This window comes from Mastigocoleus sp. MO_188.B34 (assembly GCF_030065675.1).
In the GTDB taxonomy this organism is placed as follows: domain Bacteria; phylum Cyanobacteriota; class Cyanobacteriia; order Cyanobacteriales; family Nostocaceae; genus Mastigocoleus.
Genome location: NZ_JASJDK010000123.1, coordinates 1 through 21730, shown reverse-complemented (window position 1 = coordinate 21730; position 21730 = coordinate 1). Strand labels below are relative to the sequence as shown.

20 protein-coding genes and 3 pseudogenes are annotated in these 21730 nt (G+C 37.2%); 13 read left to right on the top strand and 10 right to left on the bottom strand.

What is annotated here, in order from left to right:
- From QNJ50_RS23045 to QNJ50_RS23035, 3 genes and pseudogenes are all read right to left on the bottom strand, one after another.
- Positions 1-475: pseudogene (locus tag QNJ50_RS23045) on the bottom strand (hypothetical protein); the annotation flags it as partial.
- Positions 476-554: 79 nt separating this feature from the next.
- Positions 555-917 carry a hypothetical protein gene (locus tag QNJ50_RS23040; protein ID WP_300640088.1) on the bottom strand — a complete coding sequence of 121 codons (363 nt, stop codon included), beginning with the start codon at positions 915-917 and terminating at the stop codon, positions 555-557.
- Positions 911-1204, bottom strand: a complete 294-nt coding sequence (locus tag QNJ50_RS23035; protein ID WP_300640085.1) for a hypothetical protein — start codon at positions 1202-1204, stop codon at positions 911-913. Before QNJ50_RS23035 ends, QNJ50_RS23040 begins: the two co-directional genes overlap by 7 nt.
- Positions 1205-1217: 13 nt before the next feature.
- Here QNJ50_RS23035 and QNJ50_RS23030 point away from each other — a divergent pair, with 13 nt between their 5' ends.
- The 6 genes and pseudogenes from QNJ50_RS23030 to QNJ50_RS23005 all read left to right on the top strand — a co-directional run bounded on the left by QNJ50_RS23030 (position 1218) and on the right by QNJ50_RS23005 (position 9704).
- Positions 1218-2246, top strand: a complete 1029-nt coding sequence (locus QNJ50_RS23030) for a DUF4955 domain-containing protein (protein ID WP_300640082.1) — start codon at positions 1218-1220, stop codon at positions 2244-2246.
- Positions 2247-2395: 149 nt separating this feature from the next.
- Positions 2396-4255: a hypothetical protein gene (locus QNJ50_RS23025; protein WP_300640079.1), complete on the top strand. Its 1860-nt coding sequence runs from the start codon at positions 2396-2398 to the stop codon at positions 4253-4255.
- Positions 4256-4584: 329 nt separating this feature from the next.
- Positions 4585-5258, top strand: a pseudogene (locus QNJ50_RS23020) (IS1 family transposase); the annotation flags it as partial.
- Positions 5259-5950: 692 nt separating this feature from the next.
- Positions 5951-6739 carry a sugar phosphate nucleotidyltransferase gene (locus QNJ50_RS23015; protein ID WP_300640076.1) on the top strand — a complete coding sequence of 263 codons (789 nt, stop codon included), beginning with the start codon at positions 5951-5953 and terminating at the stop codon, positions 6737-6739.
- Between the two features lie 264 nt (positions 6740-7003).
- Positions 7004-8611 carry a serine/threonine-protein kinase gene (locus QNJ50_RS23010; protein WP_300640073.1) on the top strand — a complete coding sequence of 536 codons (1608 nt, stop codon included), beginning with the start codon at positions 7004-7006 and terminating at the stop codon, positions 8609-8611.
- Between the two features lie 322 nt (positions 8612-8933).
- Entirely contained in the window at positions 8934-9704 is a 771-nt protein-coding gene (locus tag QNJ50_RS23005; protein ID WP_300640070.1) for an FHA domain-containing protein, read from the top strand.
- A gap of 145 nt (positions 9705-9849) precedes the next feature.
- Here QNJ50_RS23005 and recA read toward each other — a convergent pair whose 3' ends face one another.
- Positions 9850-10962 (bottom strand): recombinase RecA, encoded by a 1113-nt coding sequence (gene recA, locus QNJ50_RS23000; RefSeq protein WP_300640067.1) that lies wholly within the window; start codon positions 10960-10962, stop codon positions 9850-9852.
- A gap of 766 nt (positions 10963-11728) precedes the next feature.
- Between recA and xseA the strand changes: the two genes are divergently transcribed.
- The 3 genes from xseA (at position 11729) to QNJ50_RS22985 (ending at position 13639) form a co-directional block, all read left to right on the top strand.
- Positions 11729-13015, top strand: a complete 1287-nt coding sequence (xseA, locus tag QNJ50_RS22995) for an exodeoxyribonuclease VII large subunit (RefSeq protein WP_300640064.1) — start codon at positions 11729-11731, stop codon at positions 13013-13015.
- Positions 12996-13220 (top strand): exodeoxyribonuclease VII small subunit, encoded by a 225-nt coding sequence (xseB, locus tag QNJ50_RS22990; RefSeq protein ID WP_300640061.1) that lies wholly within the window; start codon positions 12996-12998, stop codon positions 13218-13220. The genes xseA and xseB overlap by 20 nt, the downstream gene beginning before the upstream one ends.
- Before the next feature lie 284 nt (positions 13221-13504).
- A complete protein-coding gene (locus QNJ50_RS22985; protein ID WP_300640058.1) occupies positions 13505-13639 on the top strand; it encodes a hypothetical protein in 135 nt (44 codons plus the stop codon).
- Between the two features lie 138 nt (positions 13640-13777).
- Here QNJ50_RS22985 and QNJ50_RS22980 read toward each other — a convergent pair whose 3' ends face one another.
- Complete coding sequence (locus tag QNJ50_RS22980) at positions 13778-14596, bottom strand: Rpn family recombination-promoting nuclease/putative transposase (RefSeq protein WP_300640055.1); 819 nt, start codon at positions 14594-14596, stop codon at positions 13778-13780.
- 124 nt (positions 14597-14720) lie between these two features.
- Here QNJ50_RS22980 and QNJ50_RS22975 point away from each other — a divergent pair, with 124 nt between their 5' ends.
- Positions 14721-15026, top strand: coding sequence for a HigA family addiction module antitoxin (locus QNJ50_RS22975; RefSeq protein WP_300640052.1), 306 nt, complete (start codon positions 14721-14723; stop codon positions 15024-15026).
- Between the two features lie 5 nt (positions 15027-15031).
- On the opposite strand, the pseudogene QNJ50_RS22970 reads toward QNJ50_RS22975, so the two are convergent.
- From QNJ50_RS22970 to QNJ50_RS22955, 4 genes and pseudogenes are all read right to left on the bottom strand, one after another.
- A pseudogene (locus tag QNJ50_RS22970) lies at positions 15032-15192 on the bottom strand (DUF2887 domain-containing protein); the annotation flags it as partial.
- A gap of 112 nt (positions 15193-15304) precedes the next feature.
- A complete protein-coding gene (locus tag QNJ50_RS22965; RefSeq protein WP_300640049.1) occupies positions 15305-15460 on the bottom strand; it encodes a hypothetical protein in 156 nt (51 codons plus the stop codon).
- Between the two features lie 232 nt (positions 15461-15692).
- Positions 15693-16715, bottom strand: coding sequence for a GUN4 domain-containing protein (locus QNJ50_RS22960; RefSeq protein WP_300640046.1), 1023 nt, complete (start codon positions 16713-16715; stop codon positions 15693-15695).
- Positions 16716-16722: 7 nt separating this feature from the next.
- Positions 16723-17799: a trypsin-like peptidase domain-containing protein gene (locus QNJ50_RS22955; RefSeq protein WP_300640043.1), complete on the bottom strand. Its 1077-nt coding sequence runs from the start codon at positions 17797-17799 to the stop codon at positions 16723-16725.
- 515 nt (positions 17800-18314) lie between these two features.
- Between QNJ50_RS22955 and QNJ50_RS22950 the strand changes: the two genes are divergently transcribed.
- Positions 18315-18506 (top strand): hypothetical protein, encoded by a 192-nt coding sequence (locus QNJ50_RS22950; RefSeq protein WP_300640040.1) that lies wholly within the window; start codon positions 18315-18317, stop codon positions 18504-18506.
- On the opposite strand, the gene QNJ50_RS22945 is transcribed toward QNJ50_RS22950, so the two are convergent.
- Complete coding sequence (locus QNJ50_RS22945; RefSeq protein WP_300640037.1) at positions 18491-19573, bottom strand: hypothetical protein; 1083 nt, start codon at positions 19571-19573, stop codon at positions 18491-18493. The genes QNJ50_RS22950 and QNJ50_RS22945 overlap by 16 nt on opposite strands.
- Positions 19574-20119: 546 nt before the next feature.
- Here QNJ50_RS22945 and QNJ50_RS22940 point away from each other — a divergent pair.
- Positions 20120-20869, top strand: a complete 750-nt coding sequence (locus QNJ50_RS22940) for a sucrose-phosphate phosphatase (RefSeq protein ID WP_300640034.1) — start codon at positions 20120-20122, stop codon at positions 20867-20869.
- Positions 20866-21501, top strand: coding sequence for a Holliday junction branch migration protein RuvA (ruvA, locus tag QNJ50_RS22935; RefSeq protein WP_300640031.1), 636 nt, complete (start codon positions 20866-20868; stop codon positions 21499-21501). Before QNJ50_RS22940 ends, ruvA begins: the two co-directional genes overlap by 4 nt.
- Positions 21502-21730: the final 229 nt, after the last annotated feature.

Here is a 21730-nt window from a genome sequence, read left to right as displayed (position 1 = left end):
ATACTCGATACCAATTGCGCTCGCATAATTGTTGACCTGTAGAAACTTGAATTTCATTTCCTTTCCCATCCCCAATTTGACCAGCCAAACAGCCATCAGCATCAATAAATAAGGCGAACCCGGCTTTTATATCGCTATCATATTTACATATGATTCCTTGTTCTCCCTTCTCTGGTGTAGTCGGGTATATCGTTGCAATTACAGTAAAACTAAACAAACCACTCAGAACACCTCGATCTGCAATACGGGCGTAAGAACCAAGATAAACCGGTTGAAATTGGGATGGATAGGAACCAGTAAAACTTGCAGGTAACTCCTCCTCACGAATACCAATTCCATCTGGGTTCGGGTCTCCAGAAATTACTCGCACAAGCTTTGCATCATAGGGTTGGGGCTGGTTACTGCTGACTTTAAATTCAATCTTCATCCCAGGAGCAACAGACAAGCGATCGCTATAACCGATCAGAGGAATCATATTTTTAAAGAGTGTAGGTATGTTTAAGTCTCCTGAATATAAATTTATTACTCTGTACGGAAAATTGAAATGCAGACGCTTAGATCTTGCACCTGGAAATATGGATGTCAAAACCACAACTACGTGCAAGAGAAATTAACCGTTCAATATCAAGTAAAAGAAGAGACACTACAATTTTTGGGAAGATAGATTCTAAGGCCGTTTGTGCAGCCTCACCCCAGTTAGGTGGTAACGATGACTGAGTCGATAAATAAGTCCAATGAGCAATAAAGTAAGCAGTGAAAGAAAGAATGAGCCAGCGATACGTTCCAAGCAAAGTATTTTGACCAAAGCAGTGGAGACCAAAACGGTGCTTTGCAGTCTTAAACCAACCCTCTATTTGCCCTTCGGGTTCGCCAGTTGATTTATGCCGGGGAACCCGTCCACCGCACTGGCTCACCATCTGCGTTTTCCCCACCACTTAATGGTGCTAGCTTTTAGGGGTCTGGTAGATATGATAATTCTTTTTTCTAGTCTGCCATTATCGCGTTTCAGATAATACCAAGACACAGTAACGGGAAAATCTAAACCTAGCAAACGTAGTTGTTGTCCCTGTTTATGTAAATGTCTTAAACTCCTTCCATCAAATAGTGTACGGCTTATGGCTACGCCTATAATTGCATGATATTTTAGTTTACGTATACCATGTATAAACTCTGCGCTACCAAAACCTGTATCAGCTAAGATCATAACTTGAAAGTGTTTGGTCAACAGCTTTGGCAAGCGTTTAATCAGTTTTAAGCCAAGTTGGGCTGGTGATGGAGTACCTTTACCTCTCCATACCCGTTCGCGAAGCGTGTCCGAAGGACTTAAACTCCAGGGTATACGCCATCTGCCGATGAAATATGTAGCGGGTTCTCCTTTAATGGCAAAGTATCCTTGGAATACTGTCAAAGCTAAACCAGAGTACAATTGGCCTGTCCAGATAGATAAAATTGTTGATAATACTGTTTATTTAAAACAACCGTTGCGCTTAGATGTGTTACCAGAATGGAAAGTTGGATTTAAAGCTATTGGTTCTTATATACAAGAATCTGGCATTGAAAATCTAACAATAAATATGCTAGGGACTCCTTTGAGAACAACTCATTTAGAAAACTTGGGTTACAACGGTATTTACTTCAATCGAGCAATTAACTGTTGGACAAGAAATATTACAATTAAAAATGCCGAAAATGGATTAATAATTTCTCAGTCAAAAAATATAACTGCCAAAAAAATAAATTTCACAGGTGATGTCAAAATGCACCATGCTACTGCTAATAGATTTGCAGCAGCAGATATTTTGATTAGTGATTTTCAAATCAATTCTCAAGTTTTTCATGGCATAAATGTAGAAAACTTTTCTTCTGGTAATGTCTGGAGTAGAGGCAAAATGCTACATGGGACATTTGACTCCCATCGTGGTTTACCTTTTGATGTGATTCGTACAGAAATCTCCACTCAAAATGACAGTTCTCCAGGAGGTGCTAAGAAGGCGGGACCATTCAATGGTAAAAATGTAGTTCATTGGAATGTGAATGTCACAGGTAATTTAGCAAAATTTGTTTATCAACCTGATGCTCATTCCAGTGGTACTTTAGTTGGTATTCGTGGTGTTGCTATTGATCTAAGCTGCGCTTGGGCGATGGTTTGTGGTGATAAAAATGTGGTCGTAGCAGATGATGGGTTGACACCAATTCCAGGAAATTTGTATGAAGCTCAACTAACTCTACGCCGTCGTCGTAAGTAGTTTCACGAATAAATTTCAAGCTAAAAAGGGCGAGACTGTGGTCGGGTAGCAAGGTTATATCGCTATAAGGGGTGAAAGTGTTTAACTAAGTAATGATAAGGGTTTGAGCGCTTAATCCACATAACACGTTATTTGGGAAATGATATAAGATGAAACCTAAACTTTTGGGGATCGCTACTCTCTTAGTTTTGATTAGTTGTGCTAGTTCAGGCTCTCAAATAGCAGAAACAGCCTTACCCATAACTAAACAGAACAATGCACTTGAAAAGCAGACTCAAGAAGAATCACAAGAGCAAGCTTTTCAACTTCGCAGTCTTGCTATTCAAGAAAAGTTAGCTGCACAAGATTTAGAGAAACTTGATGCTTGGTGGCGAAGGATTAATCTGGAGGATCCTCATAAATACTTGCTTCCAGTTATTTTATCTCGTCTTAGTTTAGAAGAACAATACGCTCCTCAGCAGAGTTGGCAAGTTCTCTTGAATATGGATAAAGACCTACCCAAACTTTACCATTTCCGCAGCATTTATGATGTCCGTATTTTCTTTTTATTTCGAGATCTGATGCCTAAAAAAGTCACAGATTCCTATCGCAGTATGATAGAAAGCTCCCGTGTTTCCCAATGGATGGAACAGGGAACGGAAAATCATATGTTTATGCAAAGAATGTCAGGTCTGGCTTTAATGGATGGAAGTGGATGGTCAAATTCTCGTCCAGCAGTAGCAGCAACAAATGAAGCTTGGCTACGTTCAGAATTGAATAAGTTTCTCACAATTGGACAAGGGGAATTTCACTCTTCTACTTATTATGGCTATGCTATTGGTGGACTACTCAATATTTATGATTTTGCCAAAACCCCTGAACTAAAACAATTAGCCAAAGCTACACTGGATTGGTATGCAGCAAATATGGCATTACGTTTAAGTTGGGGGACTGCTGGGGGTGCAGAAAGTAGGGGTTTTGATCGGGGAACTTGGGATGGAAGTGAATTAAGTGCTTTAGCATGGATTTGGTGGGGAGATAACCCTAAAACTGTAGAACGTATTGGCAATAAAAAGGCAAACGTTGCTGTACTAGCAGCATTAAGTAATTATCGACCTCCACATCAGTTTAAAGCCCTTGCCAGGAAAGAGGTGCCTCTACCTTTTGTTCTCAGAGCAAGTCATCCTAGTTATTACACTTATCACGAACATAACCAATTTTGGGAAACATTATATGTCGCCTCAGATTACAGTTTAGGGACGCTTCTTATCCCCAGACGTTCCTATCAAGTCAAAGGAACAATTAATGCTCAATATGCTACCTATAAGTTAGTTATTCGTGACCCCAAAGGATTGAGTAATGCCGTAATTAGTTTAGCTGGTACTTATCACAATTCAATGGCAACTGGTGCTTCTCCAGGCGACCAATATGTACAAGAAAAAGGTGCAGTAATTTATCAATTAAGATTGAATAACAAAGATAAACTAGCAGGAGTACCAGGTCGTTCTCATCTTGTACTTCCAAGTCGCTATAGTCAACCCCAAAAGTATCATAATTGGTATATTTGGCGAATTGAAAAAACTTGGTTGTGCGCCCGACCTTGGGGTGATCAAGTTAGTTGGCAAGAGCAAGTTTCAGAAAAGTATAAACACTATCAGTCTTTAGCAGCAACCGGGACTAATACAGCTTGGATAACAGATGTCGTTTCTACAACTCATTATCCCACTTTTGAGTCTTTGAAAAAGGCTTTGGATAACACAGAGATAGATGATAAAGACTGGGAAAGAACAGGGAAGATAGATTATAGGACAATAAAAGGTGATCACTTAGAAATGACTTATAATTCTAACGGTGGTATTGGTAATGCTAAAATCAATGGCAAGGAAAGACTGCTGGAAAATTGGGCAGTATTAGACAGTCCTTATCTAAAAGAAGAATTATATAGTGGTTTTTTAGAACTTATGTATTCAGGGAATAGATGGTGTCTGGGAATAACTATAACTACTCCGAATGGGTGCAATCAAAAGTAGTTGGTGATTCTCAAGAGCGGGTGAACGAAAAAAGGTGTGGGAAGAGAAAGCTTAGTTAGCTTATTCAAGCTTTACAGCTAAAATATCAAATTCAAGCGTTTTCTAGATTAAAAGCTTTTTGTAGGGGATTATAAGCCAATTATTATTTTTATCTCTCTATTACTCATTTTTGGGCTTTTTTACATTCTTTTTAAACCCAAACAAAAATATACGCGTACAAGTGCAAATACTATACGCTCATGAGAATGACCACGAAATATTTCATTCTCTATTTTTTGTTCACATTTTTTGGCGTTGCATAATGAGAATATGAATTAGGGTGAGTCTTCATGAAATGTCCACGTTGTGATTCAAATCATATCCGTAAAAATGGAAAGCAACGAGGTAAGCAGAATTACATATGTGCCGAGTGTAGTCGTCAGTTTATTGAATATCATAATCAAAAAGGTTACAGTGATGAAATTAAACGTGAATGCCTAGAAATGTATGTAAATGGTTCTGGTTTCCGTGCAATAGAAAGAGTCAAAAAAGTTCATCATACAACGGTGATTTCCTGGGTGAAACAAATCGGCGCTACACTACCAAAAAATCCGGAGACAAAAGAAATACCAGAAATAACAGAAATTGATGAATTAGAAACTTTTGTCGGCTCAAAAAAAACAAAGTCTGGCTGTGGAGTGTAGTCAATCACAAGACTCCAGGAATTATAGGATGGATATTAGGGGATAGAAGTTCTGATACTTTTAGACAGTTGTGGCAAAGAATTAGAGCATGGAATTCGTATTTTTATGTAACAGATGGATATCCAGTTTATCCATGTTTTATTAATCAAGAAGATCATCTTGTTAGTAAAACATATATGACAAGGGTGGAAGGTGAAAACAGTAGGTTAAGACATTACTTAGCGCGCTTACATCGTAAAACATTTTGCTATTCTAAGTCAGTAGAAATGCTAGATTTTTCTATTAGGTTGTTAATTTATTATCTCAAAAATCGTCGTATTCCGATGCGGGGGCTTCGCCCCCGCGAGGATGCAGCGTACGGAACGCGCTCTTTCAGGGCGATCGCTTCGCGCATGCCTTCGGCTTATCGCACAATTCATATTATGATTCAGCAACGCCCATTTTTTCCACCTGAAACGGTTCTTTTTTTCCAGGCACTCAACATCATAACATGAACCCTTCACTCACCTAACCTTAAGTTTAGTTAATAAATTTTCTGAATAAAAACTCTCAACAGCTTGCCAGATAAGCCTTGCAGGCTCTAACAACTACCTAAAATTATTTGTAACTCTTATTTTACTTTACTTCTTAAAACTATATATGCAGTCAATTCTCTTTTTTAAATACTTTATTAATCAAGTACATTTGAAAATTGTAAAAATATTGGAACTGATACCAATTCAATAAATCATTGCAACAGATTACCCTGTAGAGACGCGACAGAGGCTAACGCCGACGCCGCAGGCTCTGTCGCGTCTCTACAAAAATTTATTTGTCTCATTATTTTTCCAAATTGGTATGATTCCAAAATAATCAGATTTCTGTAGAAAATAGAAATGTCAAGTTAAATATTCTCAGTTTGTTTTCAAGGTTTTATGCTCAAATTTTATTCTTAGAGCGCACATTTGAGCACCACCAAGGTTTAGAAAATATTGTATTAATCAATTTTTGGCAATCCCTTACGATATGAATTATGACTAAATGCCAAGTTATTGGACTATTACCTGCAGGAGGAAAAGCAACCAGAATTTCTCCATTACCACTGAGTAAAGAATTATATCCGATTGGGTTCAGATCTTTAGATGGGAAATCTCATATCAGACCAAAAGTAGTTTCCCATTATCTGCTAGAAAAAATGCACTTAGCAGGAATTGAGCAAGCATACTTTATACTTAAACCTGGAAAATGGGATATACCTGGGTATTTTGGTGATGGTTCGATCTTGTCAATGCACCTGGGTTATTTAATTGTGGGTTTACCTTTTGGGGTACCTTTTACCTTAGACCAAGCTTATCCTTTTGTAAAAAATGCAATAGTGGCTTTGGGTTTTCCTGATATTTTGTTTCAACCCAATAATGCTTATGTCAAGGTACTTGAGCGTTTGGAAGCAAGTAATGCTGATGTTGTATTGGGTTTGTTTCCTACCAATCAACCGCAAAAAGCAGGGATGGTAGACTTTGATGATTCAGGAAAAGTCCGTTCGATTGTCGAAAAACCCCAGGTGTCTAATTTGCGTTATATGTGGGGAATTGCTGTATGGACTCCGAATTTTAGCGAATTTTTACACAATTATTTACAGGAAATCCAAAGGAATAATGACTTATCCAGTCTCCCAGAATTACCTGTTGGGGATGTCATTCAAGCAGCTATCGCTCAAGGTATGAATGTAGAAGCGGAAGCATTTCCTCAAGGTACTTACTTGGATATTGGTACACCGGATGATTTAGTTAGAGCAGTACAGCAATTTTCACAGATTGTTTAAAACTGCTCCTCTATCTCCCTTACATACTCCTGAGACAATCAGATAAATCAATCTTCTAACCTAATTACGTAATACTACACACAAAAAACCATTCCGGATCAAAGCTCGTGGTTTTTCCATGACTTTACTCAATATCGGTCAATCTTTAGCAACTCTTTAAAGCTTTTACAGCAGAATTTACCTAGCGACATTAGGTTCTAATTTGAATAATGAGATTAGGGTGTAAAGACCTAATGTATTCGTAGTGGTGCGAGTTTACAGTACATGAGCTACTGCTTAAATCCTAATTGTTCAAAGCCTAAAAATAAGGCAAATGCTAAATTGTGTCACTCTTGTGACTCGCAACTGTTATTGCGCGATCGCTATCAAGTGCTAAAAGCTTTAGGTCAAGGTGGCTTTGGAGCAACTTTTTTAGCTGAAGATAAAGTTTTACCAGGACAACCTCGCTGTGTAATTAAACAATTGCGTCCTTCTGGTACAGCACCTCATCTCTTACAGATGGCTCGCGAACTATTTGAAAGGGAAGCTGTAACTTTAGGGAAAATTGGCAATCATCCCCAGATGCCACGATTATTAGACTATTTTGAAGATAGAGAACATTTTTATTTAGTACAAGAATATATCAGTGGAGGAACTTTACAACAAGAGGTAAAGCGCAATGGAGCGCAAAATGAAACTGATGTCAGGGAATTTCTGGGTGAAATGTTACCATTACTGCAATATCTCCACGAGCGTCAAGTAATTCACCGCGATATCAAACCAGCTAACTTGATTCGCCGCGCTCAAGATAAGAAATTAGTTTTAATTGATTTTGGAGCAGTTAAAAACCAAGTAACTCAAGTTGCTGCATCACAATCCGGTCAGACTGCACTAACTGCATACGCTATTGGTACTCCTGGCTTTGCACCTCCAGAACAAATGGCTATGCGACCAGTTTACGCTAGTGATATTTATGCTCTGGGAATTACTTGCATTTACTTGTTAACCGGTAAATCACCCAAAGACTTAGAATACAATCCCACAACTGGTGAAATGATGTGGGAAAACATGGTTAAAGCTAGTCAACACTTTATTGAAGTGTTGCGCAAGATGCTTGAAGTTTCTGTCCGCAATCGTTACCGCTCAGCTTCTGAAGTTCTGAGAGCTTTGGAAATGGAACCTTATCTGGATAGTTTAGCTGATGGCTTGGTTGCACAACCAAATAATATCGGAAAAGGAAAATACTCCAACTTTGATAACAGTTCAAATAATTCAACTGGAAATAGCAGTAGTTCTGGTGTAGCACAAGTTGCAGCTGCAATTCGTGCAAGACGTGCTCGTATTCCAGATACTAACTTCAATATTAAAGATTCACGTCAGCGAGTGGTAACAACACAACCAAGATCTTCAAGCACTATTCATTCGGGAAATACTACATCTGGTAGCAGAGTTAAATTACAGCCTTACTTGAATGCTGAGAACTTATTAGCTGCATATCTTAAAGGTAGACGAGATTTTGCTTCCCATAATTTAAGTTTGCTAAATCTTCCTGGTGTAGATCTATCTGAAACTAATTTCCATTCTTCCCGTTTAGAAAAAACTAACTTGCAAGGAGCTAATCTTCACAATAATGACTTTGGGAGAGCAAGTTTGAATCGCGCAAATCTCCGAGATTCTAACTTGAGTAAAACTTACCTTTCCTACGCCGATTTAGAAGGAGCCGATCTACGTGGCGCAGATCTTAGTAATGCTTATCTTTCCCATACGAATCTTCGAGGGGCAAATCTGTGTGGAGCTAATTTAACTGGAGCCAAAGTTACAGATGAGCAACTTGCGTTAGCTAAAACAAACTGGATGACTATTCGTCCCAATGGTCGACGTGATTTATTGTGATTATTAATAACTATTTAATGATACTCGCTGATCAGTGATTTATGTTTTTTAATAACTTCGGTAATAACGCGGTTACAACAAATACACAAAAAAATTAATCTAAAAGTGTACATATAAGTATATTATTTAAAATTCAGATTTTCTCATGGAAGCAGATAGTGATACCGATCACCAGTCAAAATTAATTATTTAAAAGAAAGCTCTCGGTAGTTTCATATTTATCGAGTAGTGGGGATAAACCTGCTTAAAATCAGTGTCTTGCTAGAAAATCGGTACCAATACTTTTCTGCTTTTAAACTGACACTAAACATTTACAACCGATATGAGCAACTTACATTTATCAAGAGTGGAATTTTCACCTGTGGTGACTGAGTTCGCTCAAAATGGGCTTCAGAAAAAACTGCAAATTTATCAAGTTTTTTTGAAGTTATATGAACATCATGGTGCTCTTTTAAATCAAATTCTCCAACTAGAAAATCTTACTGATTTATCTTTTACACAAACAAGACAAAGTTATATCCAAGCTGTAGTTAATGGAAAAGAGTCTTGCATTATTACTAATTTAGGAGAAGGAAAATCTCGCAAGTTGCTACAACCACAATTGATATGGACAATCGGTCGTGGTGAAAGTAATGGAATTTGCATTGGTGACCAATATATCTCTCGACGTCATGCAGCAATTCAATACCTCAAAGGTAAAGGTTTTATTCTAATTGATTTCAACAGTACTAATGGTTCCTATGTTAACGGGGAAAGAATTTATCAACCCCGAGAAATTCAAGATGGGGATTCTATACGTTTGGGAAATTTAACTTTTCCGTTTTTCATCAATTTCTCTACCCAAATTTTACCTACCGTAGCTACCGAGCTATTAATGCAATTAATACCAGATAAAGATAAATTAAATATTGGCAGACCTAAGGATTTTTCTGATAAAACAAAACCTTTTCCTTCTGGCTTAAGTTCTTCTCCAGAAACACTTCAAAAACTTAAGACCAGCGATCGCCATCTTGTAGGAATATCTATTTTAGAGAAACATTTAAAATTACATCAAAATTCAGAAATAGTTGATAGTTTCTTTGAGTCAAAATAAAAATTACATTTATGGGATTGGGGATTAGGGATTGGGGATTGGGGATTGGGGATTGGGAAATAAGATATACTGTGAAATCCCAATTTGCTTAAGCCTCCCTCGAACAAGAAAGAAGGCTCAAGCTATTTATTCAAATTACTTATATTTATTTTTTGCTGTTTTCTGGTGATGCTTTATCTAATCCTTCATCACTAGATTTTTCTTTTTTACTGCTCTTTCCATTTTTGCTGCTTACAGAATTAGAAGAAACAACTGCTCCTAAATCTAGTTTTTCACGTACTAATTGCCTGATAGTTTCGGTAATTTCTGGATTTTCTTCAAGATATTTAATTGCATTATCTCGACCTTGAGAAATATTATCGCCGTTGTAGCTGTACCAAGCACCTTTACGATTGAGAATTCCTGTTTCTTCTGCTAAATCGACAATACATCCTAAAGTCGAAATTCCTCGACCAAAAATAACATCAAATTCTGCAATTCTAAATGGTGGGGCGACTTTATTTTTTGCTACTTTAACTTTGACGCGAATCCCAAATTCTTCGGTACCTTTTTTCAAAGTCTGAATCCGGCGAATATCCAAACGAACAGAGGAATAGTATTTTAAAGCATTACCACCAGTTGTAGTTTCTGGGTTACCGTAGCTAATACCAATTTTTTGCCGGAGCTGGTTAATAAATAGAACCGTACAACCAGATTTACCAATATTACCAGTAATTTTACGTAGGGCTTGACTCATTAAGCGAGCTTGCAAACCTACGTGAGCATCACCCATATCCCCCTCAATTTCTGCTCGAGGAACTAACGCCGCAACAGAGTCCACAACCACAATATCCACTGCTGCGGAACGGACAAGTTGATCGACAATTTCTAGGGCTGCTTCCCCTGTATCGGGCTGAGATACTAGTAAATTTTCGATATCAACACCCAGCGCAGATGCATAGGTAGGATCGAGAGCATGCTCTGCATCGACAAAAGCTGCAATACCACCTGCTTTTTGTACTTCGGCGATCGCGTGCAGCGCTACTGTTGTTTTTGCCGAACTTTCTGGACCATAAATTTCAATTACTCTTCCTTTGGGTAAACCACCTCCCAAAGCTAAGTCCAAAGTGAGCGCACCAGTACAAATGGTTTCTACCTTCATTCGGGAAGCATCCCCCAGGCGCATAATTGTGCCTTTTCCAAAGGTACGCTCAATCTGGCTCAGTACCATATTGAGGGCTTTTTCCTTTCCTGCATTATCAGTGGTGTTAACAGCCATTATTGCCTCTAAGATAATAATTTAATTCCAAATTTTCCAAGCACGAAGGACGTTGATCTGTAAGATTAATCGTGCCTAATTTTAAATTTCGATCTAAGATGTTAACTAGAACATAAATACTACTTTACGTGAAAAATGCGAGAATGGATCTGTTTATTTTTGATTGACTTGCTGTGAAAGTGTGAGGACATCCTAATTTACAGCTTATTTGGTAGGTAATAGTAGCCTTGGTAGGAATAGTAGCGCTAAAGATTGAAAGATTGATAATTTAAGTTGACTATAAAATTAATGACAATAGACATGAGAACTATCGAACTTCATTATTGGGATTTTAAAGTTAACAAGTGGTAAGAAAGAATCCCTCAGATTTTATTTGCAATAATTGCTCTTGATATTCCCTGTATTGATATTTTCTGTTCTGTGTGAATGTGCGATACCGAAATAATACAAGTGATGAAACTTGAGATTACTATGTATATTTACTCAGCTTACATGTAAAAGAATCTTCTTTTTCGCTCAGTTGGTTGACAAAGTTACATAATGATTATGCAGTAACTATAAGGCATGTTTAGCACATTCGAAGGAAAACTAAAAAATATTTAAAAAAGGATTGAAACTATATTTTAATAGACCTGATAGGAAATTGACTTATGACCCTAAATTGATGACATCTAATTTAATTGGTGCTACATTAAGGGTCTTTATCGTTATATAAGCAAACATAAAAAATAATACATCTAGACTCGCGTCGGTTCCCACCAAAATCATGTCTTTTGAGCTTTCTAATTCTGCTGTCGACCTCATTGCTGATACAGCACTTTCAGTAACTGGATTAACTGACTATATTCGTTTGCTTGTGGAAGAAGACAAGCATTTACGCCAAATTTGGGTGAAAGGAGAAGTTTCTAGCGCCAATAATCATAAGGTCGGATTATTTTTCACTTTCCAAGATCCTGATGGTGGCACAGCTATTAAATGCGTAATTTGGAGGAGTCAGCTAGGAAAACTCGCCCAGTTACCAAAAGTTGGGGAACAGTTAATTATTTTGGGTAGTTTGCGGTTATATCCAGCAAGGGGAGAATATCAACTTAATGTATGGCAAACTTTGCCTGCTGGTGTTGGTTTGCAAGCGTTACGTTACCAGCAACTACGAAAACGTTTGGAGGCTGAAGGGTTATTTGATATTGAGAGAAAAAAATCTCTTCCTACCCATCCCCAAGCGATCGCTGTTGTCACTTCACCAACCGCAGCAGCTTGGGGCGATATTCAAAAAACTTTAAGACAAAGATACCCGGGTTTACACGTACTGTTTTCTCCGGCAACAGTCCAAGGTGAACAAGCGCCAAGTTCAATTGTCAAAGCAATTAAGAGAGTAGAACAGGACAAACGGGCAGAAGTATTGATTTTATCCCGTGGTGGAGGGGCTGTAGAAGAGTTAGCTTGTTTTAATGATGAACGAGTAGTTAGAGCAGTTGCTGAATGTCCAATACCGGTAATTACGGGTATCGGTCATCAAAGAGATGAATCATTGGTAGATTTGGTCGCAGATCGAAAAGTCCATACCCCTACAGCAGCAGCAGAATTAGTTGTACCTGCGATCGCAGAACTTTACAGTCAACATCAAGAACGAGTTACTACTGTATTTGAAGTGGTGGGTACTTATTACACAGATGAAGCAGATAGACTGCAATTAATCGAAAATCGTTTGCGACGTTTGGGCTTAGAACGGCAAACCGAACAGGAGTTACAAGCTTTAAGCTGGAAGCGTCAGAGATTATTGCAAGGAACAACCTCACAGTTGCAACAATCTTTTGCATATGTAGAGATGTTAAGACAAAAGTTAGTAACTCTTGACCCCAAAGCAGTGCTAAAGCGTGGTTATGCTGTAGTAAGACAAGAAAACGGAATTATTGCTCGTTGTGCTGCTGACTTGACTGAGGGGGATCGGTTATTGGTAGAGTTGAATGATGGAGAAATTCAGGTACGAGTTACGGAAATAAAAAATACTAGGGCATTAAGGGATAAAGACTGTAATGATCATGAAATCGGCTGAAAAATTGGATTCTGAGTGGAATTATGAAGCGAAAGTTGCTGAGGTAGAGGCAATAATTGCTAGTATTGAGGCGGGTAATTTGGAGTTGGAAGAAGTATTCGAGCAGTTTGCTGTGGCTGCAAAATCTTTGTGTGAATGCGAAACTTTTCTACGAGAACGTCAGCAGCAAGTAGATTTATTAATTGAAAATTTGCAAGATAGTTAATTTCGCTGTTGGCGATGCGGTTTTAATTTAAGTCTATATTTGGGCAGATTGACAAAAATTACCTTGCACAGAATAACTTTTAATTTGTTGCCCATAACTAAAAATTACGCAAGCCTAGTGCTATGCGCAAGTAAAAAGTAAAAAGTAAAAAGTCAAAATGTTACAATTCACAGCGTAGTTTCATGCTGTGAATCAATTGGAATTAACTGAAGTTTTGAACTATTGGCGGGATAGGAGATATTAGAGATGAAGAAAATTTGGTAAGTAGGTGGACAAAAATATTTATGTCATTGCGAACGATAGTGTTAGACCGCAGCAAAGCTGAACGCGGAGGGCGTCCTCAGCAATCTCAAAGCCCTGCGATTGCTGCGTTACGCTACGCTCCACTAGCAGGCAGCAAAGCTGTTAGCAAAGCGTGAAGTTAGTCATACGCAATGACAAATATACAATTAATTTTGTCTAAGTACTTAACTGTAGATCTTAGGAAGCAAAGCTAAGGTCAGCTGATCGAGGTTTTCTCGGTTGTTTTTATGACTTAGTTGTTTTTATGAATAATTTTATTGTGGTTTAGTATTAGCTTTTAGAGCTACTAATCTAACCAACTCGGCATCCAAGTCTAAGGCTTCAGCTATTTGTTCTACAGTAGCACCTAAATTTAACATAAAAGGAACTGCTTCGAGTTTCCCTTCTAGTTTTCCTTGTGTTTTACCTTCTGCTTTACCTTCTTGTTTAGCTTCTTGATAAACTTTAGTTTGCTTTAACTCGCTAAATCCAAACATTTTCTCAATCTCCTCCCGACTTTTCTGGGGAAATTTATAAACAATAATCGTTTCTATTAGTTCGATAAATTCCCTTTGGGTAATTTTCGATGTTATTTCTTTTCCGGCGAGTTTAATTAACTCCCTAGCTTTTGTGACTGCACTTGATTCTGGCTCTACTACTAATTTAACAGTCCCAAGACCAATGGACTGCTCTGCTGCTGAATCTAATTCGTCTAAATATACCCGCGTTACTCGTCCGGATGTGAGTAGTTCTAAATATCTTTCTGTTTCTCCCACATCAATGCTACGACTTGGGTAAACTACTACTCCACGCCAATTATTGGTAAGTTCTGTTTTATCAAGGTAAAGAAATATTTCAGTAAACAGGCGAGAGTAGAATTTTTTATCGGGTTGGAATTGGACTTCTGCAAAGTAGATGGGGGATGATGGATCGCTTTTGGGGAGAAATACACCATCAATTCGGAAAGCGAGTTGCTTGACTTCTACGGAAGAAAATTGGTAGTTGTTAGCGGTTTCGGGTGGTTGATCGATGAGTTCAAAGAAGATGCTGGGGAAGCTTTGGAATAAACGGTAAAATATCGTATCTGTTTTCACGCTGATGAATGAAACTGAGTTGCTGGCGTAAGTTTAGATATTACTTTATATCTTTGAGGTTTGATTGGGGAATATTATTGAGGAATTTGAAATAGTAGATTATCACTAACGCAGGTCAATAACGATGAACGACAACCGTTTACCAAACATACATCCTGGAGAAATTTTACAACTAGAATTTTTACCATTAAATATCACCCCTTATCGATTGAGCAAAGATATAGGTGTAGCTCAGACATGGATTAGTGAAATTTTATCTGGTAAACGCAGTATTACAGCAGATACAGCTTTGCATTTTTCTCGCTATTTTGGTAATAGCGCTCAGTTTTGGTTGAATTTACAAACGCAATACGATATACGCCAAGCTCTTGAAGAGAATACAGAAGTTTATAATCAAATACCTACACGTCCGTTCAATGATGTAGCCTGATTTTTGGGGAGAAATACACCATCAATTCGGAAAGCGAGTTGCTTGACTTCTACGGAGGAAAATTGGTAGTTTTTGGCGGTTTCGGGTGGTTGATTGATAAGTTCAGTTCAAAGAAGATGCTGGGAAAGCTTTGGAATAGGCAGTAGAAGATCGTATCTGTTTTCACGCTTGGTTGATGTTGGGTTGATGGCGTAAATTTTGATTTTACTTTATATCTTTCAGGTTCAATTGCGATTTCACAACTGCATTTTAGCCACCGCTTGTTTAAATTCTGGTATTTATCTAATTAAAGGATGAACATCAGACCAACGTTGAATTTCGTATTCCTTGTTAACATAACGATATTCTAAAAAATACCGATTGAACAACAAACTGCGATACCAATTATCATTAATTACCCATTTTGAGTGAGAAATTTCTGCTAATAAACCCATTGGTTGTGTTCTACAGTTTGACGATAAGTATTACGTGCTTTAGTAATTAAATATCGTACCGCTCTGTGATGTCTTGACAATTTTTCTGTGATGACCCCAATCTAAGCTGATTGAGAACGGGTGCATTAATTAGTACCCTGCTCAAATAGCCCCGAAGTTCTTTTTTATCTTCCATTAAGGATCTGAGCAGAGGTAATAACCTGTGGATCACACCATTATTTACTGCTATTCTCTAAACTATCTCAATAAAATTCAACATAATCACAATTGCGATCATCATACTAATGGAACATTTTTCGACCTTCAACATTAGTTCGGAAAAGCGTTTAGCTTCATATTGATATCGCATACCTTTCCACCAGCCGCGACAATATGGAAGATTACCTTTTACATGATTTAATTCAAAAGACAGATTTTGATAGGAAATCCAATTATTTTCTTGGTACCAGCCGACTTTTTCAGCGAAACAATACCATTTATCTTTATCTTTATCTTTATCGTTGTAAACTTGTTGGTCAGCTTTTCCAAAAATTTTTTTTAATTTAAATAGTATAGATTGATTTTTTGAGTCATTTAATTTTAAATCTTGCCATATTTGTTTTTGTACACTCAAGCCAAATTTCTCATGACTGTATTTTTTCCAAAGTTTATCAATAGTACATATTACTTCACATGGTAAGGCTCTTATTTCTTTTACTCCCAAACCATTATCTCTTTGTTTGCCGAATAATTTGAGCAAAATTATCTTAGTCTCTTGATCCGCTTGCTGCCATTCTCCTATTTTTAGTAGTTCTTCTAAAACCAAGTATTCAACATATTCATTTATATGAGTATTATTTTTAGTTTTGGTTAAATTTGTATTTTTTTCACCAAAAGGAGACTGTTCATCACAACTTACTTGTTCTTTACTGATACTTGTAAGAGCTACTACATTTTTATTTTTGTTGAGTTCATTTTTGATACATTGTAATTGTTCGTATAAAACGTGCTGTACATCTTCTCCTACATCCTCGTAAATCACCTCCAACAATACACAAAGTGCAGGTTTTCCTGAAGAAATTTCCCCAAAAGAAACTAATTCATTTACCAAATTAGGAATAAAAACATTCGTTGGTGTATGTAAAACTAAGCGATGTAGTAATGGATTATTTGTTCCCAACGCCCTGATTAAATACCCCCGACGCTGGCTTTCATTTTCCATCAGGGGTCTAAGTAAAGGTAATAATTTATTTATGGTATTGTTACTTATTGTCATTGGCTAACTATTTAACTAAGCGAGTATAAATTTTCGGCACATTATTTTTCAGGTCATTTAAGAGCGCGATCGCACTCGTCCCAGCATTACGTAAATACCTTTTCTGCGTACCTGGTTCCGGAAGGATCCCACCACTATGATGAATACCAACGACTTGAAAATCATCATCAAAAACAGGCGAACCTGATGAACCCGGCTCTGTACTTGTAGTGTATTGCAATACTTCCCTGTCAGCGTAACCAACAAAATTATTTTGGAGCGAGATTTTCTTTAAATGTCCGCCAGGATGCTGAATAATTGCTACGCGGTCATCTCGCCGCATTAATTTATTTCTGAAAATTAATGGGTTACCAAAGTCGGGTACGTTTTTCAGATTTACTATTGTAAAATCGAATTCTTCATTAGTGTAAAATATACCATTTGGCAAAGCCCCTATTATTTGTGTTGAACATTCTTTTCCATTGGTATCCAGCTGATAATTGAAGCTAAAGTCACTTTTTTCTGCAACTTCTTGACTTTGGATAACGTGATTATTTGTCATCAGTAAATCAGGTGTAACCATAAACCCCGTACCCAAACTGTTGGGAGTACGGATACGAACCACCGCTTTTGATGCTTCCAGAGCTAGATTTAAAATGTAGATATCGCGTAACGTATTTTCCCCAATAATCTTTTCTTTAATATCAGCCGTACTATCGATTCCCTTCCAATTTTTAATTCCACGATTAGCACTAGCTGGAACGTCAAGGGGATAATTTTGAAATAGTTCTATTATAAAATCCGTATCCTCATCCCCAGTAAAAGACTGAATATAGTTGAGGAAGACAGCAAGAGCTTCTTTATCATAAGCAACTCGTCCAAATTGGCATAAAAACCGCACTACTTCCACAGCAACACCCATAGGTGCACCCTCCAAATCTAACCGCGCCAAGATAACATCAGATTGAGGTACACCTTCAAATACTCCAATAATTAGACGACGGCGATCACGCACGTTAGCAAAATCGGGTAAGTTCTGAACAATACGGGTGAGTTTTTGGAAGTCAGGTTGCGATAGTTGGACGGTCAAGTTTACTACTCCCATGCAAAAGTACTGCTAAATTTTAGCAGAATACGCAGAATGTAGAGATAAATTTTACACTGATAATATTAACTTATTTAGGAGTATTTATTATTCCGATCTACGCTGTTTGCTTTGGCTGCAGCTCTTTTAGAAAGACAATTTAAATATTGGCATAAAGCCTAAAATTCATACAGAGTGAAAATCACAAGCTTCAAGCACCCTAAAAATATGTTCGCTCAAATTTCAAAGCTAAAGCGTCGCCACTTTAGTGGTCAAAAATCTTCATCATATCTTTTTGCAACATTGTGCCACAGGGTGAAAAAAGGTTTTTACGTTTGGTTTTTAGCGTTCCGCTTAATTCTACACAATACCGGTTAAAGAACATAATTTTAGAAATAGACAGGGTTATGGGTGTATAACGCAATTTTTGTTTTCGTCAAATTTAATTATTTTTTTTCATATGATTTTCTTTTTTCCTGCTGTGTCATCAAATAGTTGAATGCATTATTTACAGGTAATTACGGAGGTAATGTAGCATGCCTGCTTTTGATGAGTTGAAGAAGAAATTCCAAAAATTAATGGAGCAGGAAGAGAATATTGATATAGCTTTTGATAACGCTTTGAAACAAATAAAAGAATATGAAGATCTAGCAAATGATGCTGACAAAAAACTAAAGTTAAAGCACAAAATGATAATAGAGATGAACAACATTCAGGAGCAACAATAGAACGGTAATCTTTTAATTAAATAGTCAGTATAGTCTTGAAGTTGCTCAATAGCTGCATTAGATAAATGAGTGGGTATTTGTTCCTTCACAAGATTAAATGCTATTTCATATACGGAAATGTCTAAGACCAAAGGAATCTCTGGGAAATCTAGACTATTGTATCTACCCCAAGAACAACAATGACTTATACATTCCAGGTATAATTCAACAGTTAAGCGGAAATCATCCATTTGCTTTTGATTAACTTGATTTTTAATATCTGGACATCTATCTAATGCACCTTTTCTTGCCATGTAAGCCAGTTGAGTGAGATTTTGATTTAACCAGCTAGCAGCTTCTTTGCCATGATCTAACTGAGTAGTAAATTTTCTAACATCTTTAATTAGACTTTCATAATTTTGGATTTTGATCTTATTTTCTAATCCTTTTTCAGTATCCTCAGCTAATGAACGAATTTGTGCTAATTCCGACTCAAGAAATTGCATCATTTCATAAACCAAGTGACGAGCATTATTTTCTATATCCGTTAGCTGTTTTTCTATTAATCGAAGTGATTTTATTTGCTCTTTTAGATAATCAAATTCTTCTTTTTGTTTCTCTGAAAGCTGACCACTCTTATCACTTTCATTACCAGTTGTTAATGCTAAATTAATTAATTTTACTAATTCAGGATTCAGGACAGAGCTTTCTAAATTCTCTATCTCTACTATCTGCTCTACTTCTTTGTCATTAATAATACTTGTATCTACTATTGGTTTTGCTGGCGAATTAATAAAAGCTCTTAATTTATCAATACGTTCTTTTATATCATCACCTACATTTTCACGAACTGTTTCTAATAAAACCCATAGTGCTTGTTTTCCTGGTGCGACCTCGCTGTGAGATGTTAGTTTATGCAACATTTCAGGTATAAAAGTTGCCACAGAACCGCTACAGTCAATGTGTCGCAATATAGGTGCATTGGTACCAAATGCTTGCTGTAATAAATTATTACGCTCTTTCTCATTACCCATTAAGGGTTCGAGTATGGAAAATAGTTCTTTAATTGTTTCACGGTTTAAATTCATGGTCAGATTACCTTAGCTAGAAATTCCAGATAATCCACTTCTTTACAACTTTTTTTGTTAGTACATCGTACTTTTGAATATACCTTATCAGGTTTTTTGCTTGCCTAATTATGTTTTAACTTGAGAGATAAGAAAATATTTTGTCAATTAAACCCATTACAAACAGGGATGTCTGCAATCATTTGCACGTATTACTCAATTTTAGCAGTTATCCTGTATTGTATAAGACATTAATTAAATCAATGTGCAAATATTTCCTTAATCCAAAAAGCTATGATCCTCTCAGAGAAACGTACCTTAGGTATTAGGTAAAGAATTTCGAGGTCATTATGTCGCGTCTCTGGTTCTTCTCATTAACAGCAATACATTCAAATCGATCGCAACTATTGCATCAAGCTAAAAACCGCTCCTATGAAGTAATACAATATTTCAAAAAAAGTCACAATGTCTCACAAATTAGTTAAATAACTAACAAAGAAAGAAGGATAATAAATATACAAGACATCAACTTTTTTATACAACAGCAGAGACAAGAGGTTGAACAACGTGGCGAAATTTATGTTTGTAAGCGACTTGGATAACACTTTAGTCGGTGACGACAATGCTTTAGTAGAACTAAATCAGGAATTAAGTCGACATCGCCAAGAACACGGAACTAAGATTGTTTATGCTACGGGGCGATCGCGAATTCTTTACCAGGAACTTCAAGAAGAAAAAAACCTCTTAGATCCAGATGCATTAGTTGTTGCTGTCGGTACAGAAATGTATCTAGATGGTAAAAACCAACCAGATCCAGCTTGGTCAGAAAAACTTTCACCAGGATGGGATAGAGATCTGGTATCATCAATAACCACTGACTTCCCTGAGTTAATTATGCAACAACAATCGGAACAAGGTGCCTTTAAATTAAGTTTCCATATCGAACAAGCGGCAGCGACAAAAGTGCTACCGCAATTAGAATCAGCATTACAAGATGCCAATTTAGATATAAAGTTAATTTATAGTAGTGGTATTGACCTTGACATTGTTCCTCATCACAGCGATAAAGGTCAGGCAATGCAGTTTTTGCGCCAAAGATGGCAATTTGGGGCTGAAAGGACTGTAGCCTGTGGCGACTCGGGGAATGACATAGCTTTATTTGCCGTCGGTAACGAACGGGGAATTATTGTTGGTAACGCTCGTGAGGAGTTACTCGGGTGGCACAATGAAAATCCTGCTGAATATCGCTATTTAGCGAAGAATAAGTGTGCAGGTGGTATTTTAGAAGGTTTGAAACATTTTGGTTTCTTGGAATGATTAGCTATCTTAAAGGTATTGTGGCTGGCATCCAGAACAGTAGCGCCAATCGCTACCTCTTAACTCTGGAAGTAAATGGTTTGGGTTATGATTTGCAAATTCCGGGACGAGTGGCAAAGCAATTGCCAGAATCGGGCGGAACTGTGCAGGTTTTCACCCATTTTCAAATTCGGGATGAGGTTCCATTTCTCTATGGTTTTAGCTCCCCAGCAGAAAGGGATTTATTTCGATATTTGCAAAGTGTGAGTGGAATCGGTGCAGCATTAGCGATCGCAATGTTAGATACTTTGGAATTACCAGAGTTAGTTCAAGCGATCGTCAGTGCTAATGTGCAGTTATTAATCCAAACTCCAGGAATCGGCAAAAAAACCGCAGAACGGATTTGTTTGGAACTAAAGAGTAAATTGATTGAATGGCGCAAATCTGCTGGCTTCTTCGTTGCTACCGGTGGACCTGCACCAGGAATTCTGGAAGAAGTACAAATGACATTGTTAGCCCTGGGTTACACTCCCAATGAAGTCGGTCATGCTTTGCACTACGTCAGCGAGGAAATCGGATTAGATGATGATGCTTACGTAGAAGATTGGATTAAACAATCAATTGCTCACCTTAGCAGCGAACATATTAAGTAGAGTGTCACCACGTTTGTTTTAAACAAATGCTATGACTTTGTTTTAAGTAGAATAGGGTGCACAACAAAATCTTTTGGTATGACTGCCCATTGAGCACAGGTTCGTAAGTTATGAGTAATCCTATGGTTAGCTTACTTAAGGTTTTTTACCAGGCTTTTGAATTATTTTTATTTGAATTATTTTTAAAATATTCTAGATTTAGACTTCAGATTTAAATATTTATATATTC